The sequence below is a fragment of the Streptomyces swartbergensis genome (genome assembly GCF_002148965.1).
GTDB classification, from domain to species: Bacteria; Actinomycetota; Actinomycetes; order Streptomycetales; family Streptomycetaceae; genus Streptomyces; species Streptomyces swartbergensis.
Window position 1 is genome coordinate 1 of sequence record NZ_NGFN01000217.1, and the last position, 14841, is coordinate 14841.

Sequence of the window (14841 nt, forward strand, 5' to 3'; positions counted from 1 at the left end):
GGCCACCCTCGCCGCCGACGCCGCCGACCTGCTCACTTCCCCCGACGCCGAACGCCTCACCGCCTGCGGCTCGCCGCCCTGCAACCGCTACCTGCTCCGCCACGGCCGCCGCCAGTGGTGCTCCACCCGCTGCGGTGACCGCGCCCGCGCGGCCCGCGCGTATGCCCGCCGCAGCGGCTCCCGGTGACTGCGGCAGTCTCGACGCGTGTGGCACGGTTCGACTATGACCAGCGACTACGACCGTCTTCGTAACGGCATCGAGTTCATGACCGCTTACGTCTCCGGCAACGACCTGCTGACGGTCTACGTGACAGAGCGACGGCGCGAGGACCCCATGGCGGCCGAGGCCCTCCTGGACGGGGCGGCGGCCCTCTGCGCCCTACTGCTGCGCAAGGTGGCCCGGGAGACCGGGAAGACCGAGCACGAGCTACTGCAGGAACTGGCCCGCGGCACCCACCGACACGAACAGCAGTCCGAAGAGTGACTCTGATCCTTGATCAGAGCCAAAGTGACCAGACACTGCCCGCGGTGCCGGCCGGCAGGCCGAGCACCGTCCGGTCCCTCACTCAAGGACTGTCCGCAATCAGGCCGGCAGGATGGCCTGCTCCATGGGCGTGCGGACCCCGGCGGCACCGTCGGCTCATCCCCTGTCCGCGGGCCGCGCCTGGGCGGGGATGCGGGGAATGGAGCCGTAGCGGCGGGTACGGCGGGCGTACTGCTCGATCGCGCTCCACAGGTCGCGGCGGTCCACCTCCGGCCACGGCGTGTCGAGGAACAGCAGCTCGGCGTAAGTGGCCTGCCAGGGAAGGAAGTTGGAGGTGCGCTGGTCGCCGCCGGTGCGCAGCAGCAGATCCACGTCCGGCAGTTCGGGGACGTGCAGGTGACGGGCGAAGACGTGCTCGGAGACCGACGCGGGGTCGATCCGCCCGGAGACCACCTCTTGAGCGAGGTGTGCCGCGGCTGCCGTGATCTCGGCCCGGCCGCCGTAGTTGAGGCACACGGTCAGGGTGAGCCCGGTGCGGTCGCGGGTGCTCTGCTCCGCCTCGACGAGTGCTTCGATGACGTCGGCCGGCAGGCGGGAGCGCAGTCCGGCCCAGCGCACGCGGACGTCCAGCGGCTTGGTGTCGTCCGTGATCCGGTGCAGCTGCCGGGGGATCTCTTGCATCAGCCCGTGCAGTTCGTCAGCCGGGCGTTTCCAGTTCTCGGTGGAGAACGCGTACACGGTCAGGTACTTCAGGCCGATCTCCAGGGCGCCGTGGACGACGTCGACCAGTGCGTCGGCGCCCGCCCGATGGCCCTCGGTGCGCGGCAGGCCCCGGGCGGTGGCCCAGCGGCCGTTGCCGTCCATCACGATCGCGACATGGCGCGGCACGGCCCCGGCGGGCAGCCGGGGCGGGCGGGCGCCGGACGGGTGCGGCGCCGGAGGGACGACCGGTCGCCGCTCGGCGGCGAGCGAGCGCGCTTCGGCCGCGAGTGAGCGCCCTTCGGCCGTGACCGAGCGCACTTCGCCTGCCCCGGCGAGCCCTGCGGGCGGGCCGGCCGGTTCCGGCGGCGGGCAGGGCCGTACGGGGAACGGGAACAGGGACCAGGCCAGTGCGGCCCGCGCCCGGGCGGGCAGCAGCACGCGCAGCCGGGCGCCGTCCGGCAGGGCCGGGCGGCGGTGCAGCAGCGCGGCCGGGGCGTCGGCGGCGGCCCTCAGGCGCAGCCGGTACAGGTCTGTGTAGGCGCCGAGCGCGATGCCGATCGCCGGGTGCAGCACGGGAGGCACCGGGGTCCGGTCCAGCCAGCCGCGGGCCCGGTCGGCCAGGCGGCGCACCAGTTCCTCGAAGGCCGGGGTGCTGCGCCGGTCCAGCAGGTCCGCGCGGCGCACGCCGGCCTCGTCCAAGGCCTCCTGCGGCAGCGGCACATGGCCGTCGGCCAGGTCTTCGGAGAGGTCGACGAGGGCGTCGGTGAGGATGATGGCGTCGGCTGCCCTCTGCGACGCCACCGCCGCCTCCGGTACGCCCGAGGCGATCGCCTCAGGCTCGGCGGACAGGCCCGCGACCCGCATCATCAGCGAGGCCGCGCGCAGCACGAACGGGGTGGTGACCAGGCTGTTGTAGCGCCGCCACTCCTGCCACGTGGTGAACTGGCGCCCCTGGACGTCCAGGCGCAGCTGCTCGAACTGGGTGTGCATGAATCCCGGCGGCAGGTTCCACGTGAGCATGGTGTGGATGAGCGCCTGCCGTACCGGGTCGGTGCTGCGGCCGTCGCGCAGGTCGGCGTCGAACGCCGAGATCCACGCCTCCAGCCGCTCGGCGCGTCCGGCGTCCTCCGTGTCGGACGGCTGCGTCGTGTCCGCCAGACAGTCCACCGTCACCCCGGCGCCGTACAACGCCCAGGTGGCGATCCGCAGCGGCGGCGGCAGCAGCAGCGAGACGGCGTACTCGATGTCGCCCCGGGCGCGGGTGGCCCGGCGGCATGCCTCGTAGCCGCGGCGCAGGACCGGGTCGTGGATGCCGCCGCGCCGGTAGACCCGGGCGGGGTGCACGGGGGAAGGCCTCACCTCACGCCTCCTTTCGCGCCGCAGGCGCCTGCTGGGGGATCCAGGCCAGGGCCAGGGCACTGCCGACGGCGGTGAGCAGGAAGCCGAGGAGCAGGCCGCCGAGGTTGGCGGCGACCAGGCTGACCAGGGACAGTACGGCGGCAAGGACGCCGGAGAAGTAGCGCAGGGCCGGGGTGCGCCACGTCGTCACACCGGCGACGACGAACAGGGCGCCCAGGGTCCACGACGCCGCGCCCGCGGTGCCGGTGAACCGCAGGAACCCCAGCCCCACCCAGGACACGCAGATCAACTCCAGTCCGCCGAGGGCGAGCAGCAGCCCCGCCGCGAACGGCCGGCCCTGACGCCACGCGGGCCACCCACCAGGTCGAATCGCGATCGTCATCGGGCCACTCCCGGCGCGCAGCCGCCCTCGCCCTGGCGCAACTCGATGGCCACACCCTCGGAGGTGATCGTTCCGGCCGTGAAGGCACGCGGCTGCGTGGTCACCCGGCTGCCGCTGACCTTCTGCGCGCCGACGGTGAACAGGCCCGTGGGCCGGTCCAGGGACCTCTGCGGGGTACTGAACCTCGCCCCGGACAGCTTCACCGACCCGGCGGTGGTCTTGCCCGTCTCCACGGCCAACCCGGTGGCCGACGCACGCTCGATCCGCACGACGGCCGTCACCGCGCCGACGACCGGCAGGTGGGCGGTGGAGGTCACGCAGGCGTCGTGCACGGTGGCCCGCTCCACCCGCGTGGCCAGCGCCGGCAGCAGCCCGCCACGCCCGGAGGCGCCCGGAGAGGCCGAGACACCCGACCCGGTCACCCGAGCGGCATGCACCGTGACCGGCACCTCCCCCGCGAACGCCACGGAGACGGCCCCCGCGGCGGTTCCGGCCAGCAGGGCGGAGGCACCCAGGAGAACGGGCGCCAGGGCCAAGGCGAACCGCAGGCGGCTCGTCCGCCCGGTCCGCGTCAGCACGGGGTCGTTGTTCTTGATCACGCCCGGCCCAACGACCGTCCCGGACCGAAGTACTGCCGAACTCACAATCGGCCGATACGACTGGCGACCCCAGACCCCCTGGCCCCACTCCCGCTGTCACACCCCGGCGGTACGGTCGGATCATGCCCAACCAGACGGGAACCCCCGCCGACGAACGGCGACTCGCCGTGCTCGAAGGCGTTCTCGAGCGGATCACGTACGCGAATGAGGAGAACGGCTACACGGTCGCCCGGGTCGACACCGGCAGAGGCGGCGGCGATCTGCTCACGGTCGTGGGCGCGCTGCTCGGCGCCCAGGTAGGGGAGTCCCTGCGCATGGAGGGCCGCTGGGGCTCGCATCCCCAGTACGGCAAGCAGTTCCACGTGGAGAACTACACGACGGTCCTGCCGGCCACCGTCCAGGGCATCCGCCGTTATCTCGGCTCCGGCCTGGTCAAGGGCATCGGGCCCGTCTTCGCCGACCGGATCACGCAGCACTTCGGGCTGGACACCCTCCAGATCATCGAGGAGGAGCCCAAGCGGCTCATCGAGGTCCCGGGTCTCGGGCCCAAGCGGACGAAGAAGATCGCCGACGCCTGGGAGGAACAGAAGGCCATCAAGGAGGTCATGCTCTTCCTCCAGACCGTCGAGGTGTCCACGTCCATCGCGGTGCGCATCTACAAGAAGTACGGCGACGCGTCCATCTCCGTCGTGAAGAACCAGCCCTACCGCCTCGCCTCCGACGTCTGGGGCATCGGCTTCCTCACCGCCGACAAGATCGCCCAGTCCGTCGGCATCCCGCACGACAGCCCGGAGCGCGTGAAAGCGGGCCTGCAGTACGCGCTGTCGCAGGCCACCGACCAGGGCAACTGCTACCTCCCCGAGGAGCGGCTGATCGCGGACGCGGTGAAGCTGCTCCAGGTCGACACCGGGCTCGTCATCGAGTGCCTCGCGGAGCTGGCAGAGGTCCCCGAGGACGGCGGCGACCCGGGGGTCGTACGGGAGAAGGTCCCTGGCCCCGACGGCGGCTCGGAGCCGGTCACCGCCGTCTACCTCGTCCCCTTCCACCGCGCCGAACTCTCCCTCTCCGCCCAGCTGCTGCGCCTCCTGCGCACGGAGGAGGACCGGATGCCGGGCTTCCGGGCGGTGGCCTGGGACAAGGCTCTCGGCTGGCTGAAAACCCGCACCGGCGTCGACCTCGCCCCCGAGCAGGAGGCCGCCGTCAGGCTCGCGCTGACCGAGAAGGTCGCCGTCCTCACCGGCGGCCCCGGCTGCGGAAAGTCCTTCACGGTCCGCTCCATCGTGGAGCTGGCCCGCGCCAAGAAGGCGAAGGTCGTGCTCGCCGCCCCGACCGGCCGGGCCGCCAAGCGCCTGTCCGAGCTCACCGGCGCCGAGGCCTCCACCGTCCACCGCCTGCTGGAGCTGAAGCCCGGCGGCGACGCGGCCTACGACCGGGACCGCCCGCTGGACGCCGACCTGGTGGTGGTCGACGAGGCGTCCATGCTGGACCTGCTCCTCGCCAACAAGCTCGTCAAGGCCGTGCCGCCGGGAGCCCATCTCCTGTTCGTCGGGGATGTGGACCAGCTGCCCAGCGTCGGCGCGGGGGAGGTGCTGCGCGACCTCCTGGCCGACGGGGGCCCGATCCCCGCCGTCCGCCTCACCCGGGTCTTCCGCCAGGCCCAGCAGTCGGGCGTGGTGACGAACGCGCACCGGATCAACGCCGGCCAACACCCTCTCACCGACGGCATGAAGGACTTCTTCCTCTTCGTCGAGGACGACACGGAGGCCGCCGGGCGGCTCACGGTCGATGTGGCGGCGCGTCGCATCCCGGCCAAGTTCGGGCTCGACCCGCGGCGGGACGTGCAGGTCCTCGCCCCCATGCACCGGGGCCCCGCGGGCGCGGGCACCCTCAACGGCCTGCTTCAGCAGGCCATCACCCCGGGCCGCCCCGATCTGCCCGAGAAGAGATTCGGCGGACGGGTGTTCCGCGTCGGCGACAAGGTCACCCAGATTCGCAACAATTACGAGAAGGGCAAGAACGGTGTCTTCAACGGCACCGTCGGCGTGGTCACCTCGCTCGACCCGGTCGACCAGCGTCTGACGGTGCTGACGGACGAGGACGAGGAGGTTCCGTACGAGTTCGACGAGCTCGACGAGCTGGCTCACGCCTACGCCGTGACCATCCACCGCTCCCAGGGCAGCGAGTATCCGGCGGTCGTCATCCCGGTCACCACGGGCGCCTGGATGATGCTCCAGCGCAACCTGCTCTACACGGCGGTCACCCGGGCCAAACAGCTTGTCGTCCTCGTCGGTTCGCGCAGGGCGATCGGCCAGGCGGTGCGCTCCGTGTCCGCGGGCCGCCGGTGCACGGCACTCGACTTCCGGCTCGGTTCAACGAAAAATGATCGATCAAATGAGTCGTGAAGGTCACAGAGCACTTCCAGAAGGGGAACACAGGGGGCAGGATGAGGAAGTTGACGGCACTCAGTGCCGTCAATAGGCCCGATGGTCGACCCCGAGTGCACTCTCCTGAGCCGAGTGGGGGATGGTAGAGACAGTCAGGGCACCTCGAAGAAGAGGCACAACGTCGGTGAGGGATGACGTGAGCGACAACTCTGTAGTACTGCGGTACGGCGACGACGAGTACACCTACCCGGTGATCGACAGCACCGTCGGTGACAAGGGCTTCGACATCGGCAAGCTCCGCGCCCAGACCGGTCTGGTGACGCTGGACAGCGGTTACGGCAATACCGCCGCCTACAAATCCGCCATTACCTACCTGGACGGCGAAGCGGGCATCCTGCGGTACCGCGGCTACCCGATCGAGCAGCTGGCCGAGCGCTCCACCTTCCTGGAGGTCGCCTACCTGCTGATCAACGGCGAGCTGCCGACCGTCGACGAGCTCTCGACGTTCAAGAACGACATCACGCAGCACACCCTGCTGCACGAGGACGTCAAGAACTTCTACAAGGGCTTCCCGCGCGACGCCCACCCGATGGCCATGCTGTCCTCGGTCGTCTCGGCCCTGTCCACGTTCTACCAGGACAGCCACAACCCGTTCGACGAGCGCCAGCGCAACCTCTCCACGATCCGCCTGCTCGCCAAGCTCCCGACGATCGCGGCGTACGCGTACAAGAAGTCGATCGGCCACCCGTTCGTCTACCCGCGCAACGACCTCGGCTACGTCGAGAACTTCCTCCGCATGACCTTCTCGGTCCCGGCGCAGGAGTACGAGCTGGACCCGACCGTGGTCTCCGCGCTCGACAAGCTGCTGATCCTGCACGCGGACCACGAGCAGAACTGTTCGACCTCCACGGTCCGCCTGGTCGGTTCCTCGCAGGCGAACATGTTCGCCTCGATCTCCGCCGGCATCAACGCGCTGTGGGGCCCGCTGCACGGCGGCGCCAACCAGTCCGTGCTGGAGATGCTGGAGGGCATCCGCGACGCGGGCGGCGACGTCGACTCCTTCATCCGCAAGGTGAAGAACAAGGAGGACGGCGTCCGCCTGATGGGCTTCGGCCACCGGGTGTACAAGTCCTTCGACCCGCGCGCCAAGATCATCAAGGCCGCCGCGCACGACGTGCTGTCCGCCCTCGGCAAGTCCGACGAGCTGCTGGACATCGCGCTCAAGCTGGAGGAGCACGCGCTCTCCGACGACTACTTCGTCTCGCGCAGCCTCTACCCGAACGTCGACTTCTACACCGGCCTGATCTACCGGGCCATGGGCTTCCCGACCGAGATGTTCACGGTCCTGTTCGCCCTCGGCCGGCTGCCGGGCTGGATCGCCCAGTGGCACGAGATGATCAAGGAGCCGGGCTCCCGCATCGGCCGCCCGCGCCAGATCTACACAGGCGTCGTCGAGCGCGACTTCGTGCCCGTCGAGGAGCGCTGAGTCTCCGTCGAGGAGCGCTGAGGCGCAGTACCGCTCGGCCCCCGTATCCGCGCTCGTGCGGGTGCGGGGGCTCTTGCGTACGTACGGAGCGGGACGGCTGCGTACGCGCCGGAGCGGGAAGGCTGCCTACGTGCGAGCGAGAAGGCTCGAGTGGCGGCAAAGAAAAGAAGGCGCCCTGTCGCCGGTCCCCCCACGGGCCGACGACCAGGGCGCCTTCCCAGTCCCGGTACGGATTCCCCCCACGGGATCCGGCCGGGCGTCTGTGAGGACAGCGCCTGAATCGCTGTTGAGCACAACGAGCAAAACTCGCCGTACTGCGGTGTGCGGTCTGCCGGGACAGCGCACGACCGGGAGGGCCGCTCAAAGCTTCCCGGTGTACGTGCCCCGGCAACGCATCTCTGGAGAAGTCCCCCAAGACATCTCCAGATGCCGGGTGACGCCCCCCAAGACGCTCCCCGACATCGTCAACTTAGACCTTCGAACCCCTTCGATGGTTACGTTCACATCACTGTGATCTGCGTCTCTTGCGTATGTCCGTAAGGTACGCAAGAGACTGGGTATGCCGCTTGGGGCTCAAGCGTAAGGATGATGCGCGAGCCTTGTGAAGAGCTTATGTGAGCCGGGCTCGGGACTCCAGAGGGGCTCATATCACGTTCGCCGTGAACTTAGGGCGAATTCGGGCGACTTCACCGGAATGTCCGCAGTCGGAGACTGTTCGTGACGACGAAGACCGACGAGAAGGCCATCGCGGCCCCGGCGATCATCGGGTTCAGCAGTCCCGCGGCGGCCAGCGGCAGCGCGGCCACGTTGTAGCCGAAGGCCCAGACGAGGTTGCCCTTGATCGTGGCCAGCGTCCGGCGCGACAGCCGGATCGCGTCCGCGGCCACGCGCAGGTCGCCGCGGACCAGCGTCAGATCGCCCGCCTCGATCGCCGCGTCCGTGCCGGTGCCCATGGCCAGGCCCAGGTCGGCGGTGGCGAGCGCGGCCGCGTCGTTGACGCCGTCGCCCACCATGGCGACGACCCGCCCCTCGGCCTGCAATTGCCGTACGGCGTCGACCTTGTCCTCGGGCAGGACCTCCGCGATGACCTGGTCGATCCCGACGGCCTCGGCCACCGCTTCGGCCACCGCCCGGTTGTCCCCGGTCAGCAGCACCGGCGTGAGCCCCAGGGCGCGCAGCTCGCGCACCGCTTCGGCACTGGTCTCCTTGACCGCGTCCGCCACGGCCAGGACGGCCCGCGCCGTCCCGTCCCAGCCGGCCAGGACGGCCGTACGGCCCGCCCGTTCGGCCTCGTCCCGCGCGCGGGCCAGCTCGGGCGGTACGTCGTCGAAGAGCCGCCCCACGGCGACCTCGCGGCCCTCCACACGCCCCCGTACGCCCCGCCCGGGGACGTTCTCGAAGTCCTCGACGTCCGGGAGCCGTCCGGCCCTCTCCTCGGCGCCCAGCGCGATCGCACGGGCCACGGGGTGCTCGGAGGCGTGCTCGACGGCGCCCGCCAGCCGCAGCACCTCCTTCTCGTCGGCGCCCTCGGCGACGTGGACCTCCTGGAGGGTCATCCGGCCCGTGGTGACCGTTCCGGTCTTGTCCAGGACGACCGTGTCGATCCGGCGCGTGGACTCCAGGACCTCCGGGCCCTTGATGAGGATGCCGAGCTGGGCGCCGCGGCCCGTGCCGACCATCAGCGCGGTCGGGGTGGCCAGGCCCAGCGCGCACGGGCAGGCGATGATCAGCACAGCGACGGCCGCCGTGAACGAGGCGACGCCGTCACCGGTCAGCCCGAGCCACGCCCCGGCCGTGGCGGCGGCGATCAGCAAGACCACCGGCACGAAGATGCCGGAGATCCGGTCGGCGAGCCGCTGCACCTCGGCCTTGCCGTTCTGCGCGTCCTCCACCAGCTTCGCCATCCGCGCGAGCCGGGTGTCGGCGCCGACCCGGGTGGCCTCGACGACGAGCCGCCCGCCCGCGTTGACCGTCGCGCCGGTGACCGCGTCCCCGGCCGTCACGTCCACCGGCACCGACTCGCCGGTCAGCATCGAGGCGTCCACCGCGGAGGCGCCCTCGACGACCGTGCCGTCGGTGGCGATCTTCTCGCCGGGCCGCACGACGAACCGGTCGCCGACGGCCAGCCGCTGCGCCGGGATCCGCACCTCGCGCCCGTCCCGCAGCACGGCGACGTCCTTGGCGCCCAGCTCCATGAGCGCGCGCAGGGCGGCCCCCGCACGGCGCTTGGAGCGGGCCTCCAGATAGCGGCCCAGCAGGATGAAGGCGGTGACGCCGGAGGCGACCTCCAGGTAGATCGAGGAGGCGCCGTCGCCGCGCGAGACCGTGAACTCGAAGGGGTGCCGCATGCCGGGCATGCCCGCGTCGCCGAGGAACAGGGCCCACAGGGACCAGCCGAACGCGGCCAGCGTGCCGAGGGAGACCAGCGTGTCCATGGTGGCGGCACCGTGCCGGGCGTTCGTCCAGGCCGCCCGGTGGAACGGCAGCCCGCCCCAGACGACGACCGGGGCGGCGAGGGTGAGCGAGAGCCACTGCCAGTTGTCGAACTGGAGCGCCGGGACCATCGCCAGCAGGACGACCGGGACGGCGAGGGCGGCGGAGACGACGAGGCGGCGGCGCAGGGCCGACAGCTCGGGGTCCTCCTCTGAGGCTTGGGCCCCCTCGGCGGCGGGCTCCTCCTGGCGCGCGGGCGCGGGCTCCTCGGCGGTGTACCCGGTCTTCACCACGGTCGCGATCAGGTCGGCGACCTCGATGTCCGCGGGGTAGGTGACCCGGGCCTTCTCCGTCGCGTAGTTCACCGTGGCGGTGACGCCGTCCATGCGGTTGAGCTTCTTCTCCACGCGGGCCGCGCAGGAGGCGCAGGTCATCCCGCCGATGAGCAGCTCGACCTCGGCGAGCGCCGGCTCGCGGTCGGTCGGCGCCTTGGCGGTGGTGCTGGTCATGTCCGTACTCCAGGTGGTGCGGGACTCCAGGCGGGGCGGGGCGCCCGGGAAGCGGAACGGGCCGTACGGGCCGGGGCGGCGGCGTACGGCCCGTACGTCGGTACGAGTGCCAGGACCGGGGTGTCTCAGGCCTGGTCGGTCGTCCGAGGTTCGTGTGTGTCAGGCTCGGCCGGCCAGCTCGAAACCGGCCTCGTCGACGGCGGCCCGTACGGCCTCGTCGTCGAGCGGGCTGGCGGAGACGACGGTGACCTCGCCGGTCGAGGCGACGGCCGTCACCGAACTGACGCCGGAGATCTGGGAGATCTCGCCGGAGACGGCGCCCTCGCAGTGTCCGCAGCTCATGCCGCTCACCTTGTAGACGGTGGTGACGGGGCCCGTGGTGTCGGTCTGGGCGGTCATGTCGTTACTCCTCGTCGAGGCATGTGGGGCAATGGGGACCTGTGGGGTCCGCATACCCCAACTGTACCCCTAGGGGGTATCACTTCACGACGTCCCCGACCAGCGGTCGCAGGTAGCACAGGAGGGCGTCCTTCAGCTCCTGGACGTAGGCCTCGCGTTCGGCGCCCTCGTGGGCCAGGACCTCACCTTCGGCCTGCCCATGGGTACGGACTAGCGTGCCCCGAGGCGCTGGGTGCCCGGGCGCCAGGACACCCAGCGACCCCGGGCACGAACGGAAGGCGGGGAGAACATGCGGGCCGTGGTGTTCGAGCGGTACGGGGAGCCGGCCGAGGTGCGGGACGTCGCTGATCCGGAGCCCGCGGAGCACGGGGTCGTCGTGCGGGTCGAGGCCACGGGGCTGTGCCGCAGCGACTGGCACGGCTGGCAGGGCCACGACCCGGACATCGTGCTGCCGCACGTGCCGGGGCATGAACTCGCCGGGGTCGTCGAGGCGGTGGGCGACCGGGTGGCCCGCTGGCGGCCCGGCGACCGGGTCACCGTGCCGTTCATCTGCTCCTGCGGCACCTGCCCGTCCTGCGCGGCGGGTGACCACCAGGTCTGCGAGCGGCAGACCCAGCCCGGCTTCTCGCACTGGGGCTCCTTCGCCCAGTACGTGGCCCTGGACCACGCCGACGTCAACCTCGTGGCGCTCCCCGGGGAGCTGTCGTTCGCGACGGCGGCCTCCCTCGGCTGCCGGTTCGCCACGGCGTACCGGGCGGTGGTGCGGCAGGGCAGGGTCGCGGCGGGGGAGTGGGTGGTGGTGCACGGCTGCGGCGGGGTCGGGCTGTCGGCGGTGATGATCGCGGTGGCCTCGGGCGCGCGGGTCGTGGCCGTCGACGTGTCGGCCGGAGCGCTCGACCTGGCGCGGAAGTTCGGGGCGGCGCAGTGCCTGGACGCGTCGGCCGTGCCGGATCCGGCGGCGGCGGTCCGTGATCTCACCGGCGGCGGTGCCCATCTCTCCCTCGACGCCCTCGGCTCACCCGCCACCTGCGTCGCCTCCGTGAACGGCCTGCGCCGCCGCGGCCGGCACGTCCAGGTCGGCCTGCTGCCCTCCCCGACCGGCACGACACCCGTGCCGATGGCGCGCGCGACAGCCCTGGAGCTCGAACTCCTCGGCAGCCACGGCATGGCCGCGCACGGCTATCCGCCGATGCTGGAGCTGGTCCGCAGCGGAGTCCTGCGCCCCGACCTGCTGGTGACGTCCACGATCCCGCTGGACGAGGCCCCGCCCGCGCTGGCGGCGATGGGGACGGCGCCACCGGCGGGCGCGACGGTCATCGAGCCGTGGCGCTGACCCTCCCTCGAAGACAGCCGTGCCCCACGCGACGGTGGGGCACCAGGTCGGGCCGGGAAGGTCAGTCGGCTCTTCGGGCGCGGTTGCCGGGCCTGGAGGCCACCCAGGCCCGGACCGTGTCGGCGTACCAGTAGGGCTTGCCGCTCTCGACGTGGTCGGGCGGGGGCAGCAGGCCGTGCTTGCGGTAGGACCGCACGGTGTCCGGCTGCACCCGGATGTGTGCCGCGATCTCCTTGTAGGACCAGAGCCTTCGGTCGGTCATGACGTGCACCTCCCCGCGCGCACCACGGCGGCGACCGGGGACGGCCGTCCGGGGGAGCCGGGCGCTGCGCTGGCGATCAACAAGCCTGTGTCCGGACAACGACGCTTCGGTGACACAGGGCAGGGCCTGTGCGCGGTGTGTGACGGAAGACCCGCGTACATGCGACACGTGTGACAGGAAGAGGGCGTTTGTGACACAGCCGGGGCAAAGGCGCGCGCCGGAGCTCCGGCGGGGCGCCTTGACGCGGCACCCGGGCGGGGTCGTCAGTCGTCGAGCAGTCGCCAGGCCGTGAGCGCGAGACCGGCACGCAACAGACCGGCCGGCTCGGTGAGTTCGAAGCCCAGGGCGTTGCCGATCTGTTCGAGCCGGCGGGCCACGCTGCTGTGGTGCAGATGGAGCAGTTCGGCGGCCCGGCGCAAGGAGCCCGTGGAGCAGTAGGCGTCCAGGGTCTCCAGGTCCTCCGGGGAGTCGGCGAGCCGGGCGATCGCGGCCACGTCGGCGTTGGCCCGTACGGCGTCCGGCGGCACCTCGGCGAGGAGGGTCAGCGCTCCCAGGTCGGCGTGCGAGACCACCGGTCGGCGCGCGGTGGTGAAACGCAGGGCCGTACGGGCCTGCTGCCAGGACCGGTCGGGACTGTCGGCGGCGCCGATGCCCGCGCGCACCCCGGACGGGAACCGCGCCCGGTCCACGGTCGTGGCCAGGATGACGCCCACGCCCGCGAGCGGTGCCGCCTTCACCGGACGGGACGGACAGAGCAGGCCGCCGATCCGGTCGAGCGGCAGCCGCGACCGTACGGCGACGACGTGCACCGGCAGATCGGCTGCGAAGCCCAGAAGCCGTAACGCCCGGGCCCTGGCCGCTTCCTCGGTGTCGCGGCTGACCACCAGTTCGACGAGGGCGGGGTCGGCCATGGTGGTGCGGGCCGGCCCGTAGCGCTCGACGACCCCGGCGACGGCGAGGGCGAGCCGGTCCAGCAGCACGTCGTCGAGCGGCAGGGGCGTACCCGCCCGCTCCAGCCACACCGTGCCGATCTCCTCCTCGTCGAGGGTGACCGGCACGGTGGTGGACCCGGGTGCGGGCGGGGCGGGCGCTTCCCCGCCGTCCGGTGAGAAGCGGATCGATCGCCCCGTGCCGTGGAGCCGGATCCCGGCCACGCACTCGGCCAGGCCCGCCGAGGCCCGGGCCAGGGCCGGGAGGTCCACCCGGCGGCGCATGAGGGTGTCGTAGAACATGACGACGCGTATCGCGCCCTCGACCTGCGCGTCCAACTGCGACAGTCGTACGGCCAGTGCCTCCATGGCGAGAGGATAAGCGCCGATCGACGCACAACGGGGCCCCGATGCCCGACAGTTGGCGGATGCTTGGGGGCCGGGGCGACGGTGAGGATGGTCGGCATGGACCCTGAACTCGAGGCATTCGTACCGCTGTTCCCCCGCGCCGACCTGACCGACCCGGTCGCCCAGCGCAAGAACTTCGCCGAACTTGCCACCGCCGTGCCGGCACCGGACACCTCCGGTATGGAGGTCGAGGACCACACCGTTCCCGCCGATCCGGATGTGCCGGTCCGCGTCTACCGCCCGCATCAGGCGCAGGGCGCCGTCGTCTGGCTGCACGGCGGCGGCTTCGTGATGGGCGACGTGGACACCGAGCACCCGTGGGCCGCCCGGCTCGCGGCCACCTCCGGCGCGGTGGTGATCTCGGTGGGCTATCGCCTGGCTCCCGAGCACCCGTTCCCGGCCGCTCTCGACGACGCGTACGCCGTGCTGACCTGGACCGCCGAGCACGCGGCCGCCCTCGGAATCGATCCGCGGCGCATCTCGGTCGGCGGGCACAGCGCCGGCGGAGGCCTGGCGGCCGCGCTGGCCCTGCGGGCGCGCGACCAGCAGGGGCCGCCGATCCGCTTCCAGCTGCTCAACCAGCCCGAGCTCGACGACCGGCAGGAGACGTGGTCGCAGCGGAACTTCACCGACACGCCCTGGATGAACCGCGACAAGGTCGCCGCGTCGTGGCGCCACTACCTGGGCGCGGCACCCGCCACGCCGTACGCGGCCCCGGCCCGGGCCACCGATCTCGCCGGCCTGCCGCCGGCCTATGTCGCCACCGCGGAGCTGTGCCCCAACCGCGACGAGGACATCACCTACGCCCTGCGCCTGCTCCAGGCCCGTGTGCCGGTCGAACTGCACCAGTGGCCCGGCACCTTCCACGGCTCGCAGGCGATCCTCTCCGCCGACGTCTCCCAGCGGCAGATCGCCGAACTCGGCGCGGTGCTGCGCCGCGCCCTGGCCGAGTGAACCGGCCGACCTGCCCGACGACTCAGCCCGGAAAGGACACTCCGGCCATGACCCTCGCCCCGTTCGGCCTCTTCACCTCGTTCATCCGCCTCGATGAAGGCGGCGAGGTGCGCGTCGAGGAACCCGCGTTCGACCCCGAGCAGGACAGCTGGCAGGTGATGACCTTCCACGTGGAGACCGACGACGACGTGCACGGCGACCACTGGGAGATCCACACC

At 71.9% G+C, this 14841-nt stretch carries 13 protein-coding genes and 1 pseudogene; 6 read left to right on the plus strand and 8 right to left on the minus strand.

Annotation, left to right across the window (positions count from 1 at the left end):
- Together CA983_RS28420 and CA983_RS28425 are read left to right on the plus strand one after the other, a co-directional pair.
- On the plus strand, positions 1-187 hold a 187-nt coding region (locus CA983_RS28420), incomplete at its 5' end, for a CGNR zinc finger domain-containing protein (protein WP_208637063.1).
- A gap of 36 nt (positions 188-223) precedes the next feature.
- On the plus strand, positions 224-484 hold the full coding sequence (locus tag CA983_RS28425) for a hypothetical protein (RefSeq protein WP_086603686.1): 261 nt from the start codon (positions 224-226) through the stop codon (positions 482-484).
- A gap of 156 nt (positions 485-640) precedes the next feature.
- Here the strand turns inward: CA983_RS28425 and uppS are convergent, their stop codons facing one another.
- From uppS to CA983_RS28440, 3 genes are read right to left on the minus strand one after another with little or no spacing between them, the layout of a single operon-like run.
- Positions 641-2545, minus strand: a complete 1905-nt coding sequence (gene uppS / locus CA983_RS28430) for a polyprenyl diphosphate synthase (protein WP_143645577.1) — start codon at positions 2543-2545, stop codon at positions 641-643.
- 1 nt (position 2546) lies between these two features.
- On the minus strand, positions 2547-2927 hold the full coding sequence (locus CA983_RS28435) for a DUF6114 domain-containing protein (RefSeq protein WP_086603688.1): 381 nt from the start codon (positions 2925-2927) through the stop codon (positions 2547-2549).
- Positions 2924-3526 (minus strand): DUF6230 family protein, encoded by a 603-nt coding sequence (locus CA983_RS28440; protein WP_086603689.1) that lies wholly within the window; start codon positions 3524-3526, stop codon positions 2924-2926. The genes CA983_RS28435 and CA983_RS28440 overlap by 4 nt, the downstream gene beginning before the upstream one ends.
- Before the next feature lie 122 nt (positions 3527-3648).
- On the opposite strand from CA983_RS28440, the gene recD2 reads away from it, so the two are divergent.
- Positions 3649-5928 carry an SF1B family DNA helicase RecD2 gene (gene recD2 / locus CA983_RS28445; protein ID WP_086603690.1) on the plus strand — a complete coding sequence of 760 codons (2280 nt, stop codon included), beginning with the start codon at positions 3649-3651 and terminating at the stop codon, positions 5926-5928.
- A gap of 178 nt (positions 5929-6106) precedes the next feature.
- The gene (locus CA983_RS28450) at positions 6107-7396 is read left to right on the plus strand and encodes a citrate synthase (RefSeq protein WP_086603691.1); all 1290 of its coding nucleotides are present in this window, start codon (positions 6107-6109) and stop codon (positions 7394-7396) included.
- Between the two features lie 686 nt (positions 7397-8082).
- On the opposite strand, the gene CA983_RS28455 is transcribed toward CA983_RS28450, so the two are convergent.
- The 3 genes and pseudogenes from CA983_RS28455 to CA983_RS48225 all read right to left on the minus strand — a co-directional run.
- Positions 8083-10338, minus strand: a complete 2256-nt coding sequence (locus CA983_RS28455; protein WP_086603692.1) for a heavy metal translocating P-type ATPase — start codon at positions 10336-10338, stop codon at positions 8083-8085.
- A 159-nt stretch (positions 10339-10497) separates the two neighbouring features.
- Positions 10498-10737 carry a heavy-metal-associated domain-containing protein gene (locus CA983_RS28460; protein ID WP_086603693.1) on the minus strand — a complete coding sequence of 80 codons (240 nt, stop codon included), beginning with the start codon at positions 10735-10737 and terminating at the stop codon, positions 10498-10500.
- Positions 10738-10816: 79 nt separating this feature from the next.
- Positions 10817-10918, minus strand: a pseudogene (locus CA983_RS48225) (TetR/AcrR family transcriptional regulator); the annotation flags it as partial.
- Positions 10919-11026: 108 nt separating this feature from the next.
- Here CA983_RS48225 and CA983_RS28465 point away from each other — a divergent pair.
- Positions 11027-12070 carry a zinc-dependent alcohol dehydrogenase family protein gene (locus tag CA983_RS28465; RefSeq protein ID WP_086603694.1) on the plus strand — a complete coding sequence of 348 codons (1044 nt, stop codon included), beginning with the start codon at positions 11027-11029 and terminating at the stop codon, positions 12068-12070.
- Positions 12071-12131: 61 nt separating this feature from the next.
- On the opposite strand, the gene CA983_RS28470 is transcribed toward CA983_RS28465, so the two are convergent.
- Together CA983_RS28470 and CA983_RS28475 are read right to left on the minus strand one after the other, a co-directional pair.
- Positions 12132-12332, minus strand: a complete 201-nt coding sequence (locus tag CA983_RS28470; RefSeq protein ID WP_086603695.1) for a helix-turn-helix transcriptional regulator — start codon at positions 12330-12332, stop codon at positions 12132-12134.
- 263 nt (positions 12333-12595) lie between these two features.
- The gene (locus CA983_RS28475) at positions 12596-13630 is read right to left on the minus strand and encodes a PucR family transcriptional regulator (RefSeq protein WP_086603696.1); all 1035 of its coding nucleotides are present in this window, start codon (positions 13628-13630) and stop codon (positions 12596-12598) included.
- A gap of 96 nt (positions 13631-13726) precedes the next feature.
- Between CA983_RS28475 and CA983_RS28480 the strand changes: the two genes are divergently transcribed.
- The gene (locus CA983_RS28480; protein WP_086603697.1) at positions 13727-14623 is read left to right on the plus strand and encodes an alpha/beta hydrolase; all 897 of its coding nucleotides are present in this window, start codon (positions 13727-13729) and stop codon (positions 14621-14623) included.
- Positions 14624-14841 lie beyond the last annotated feature (218 nt).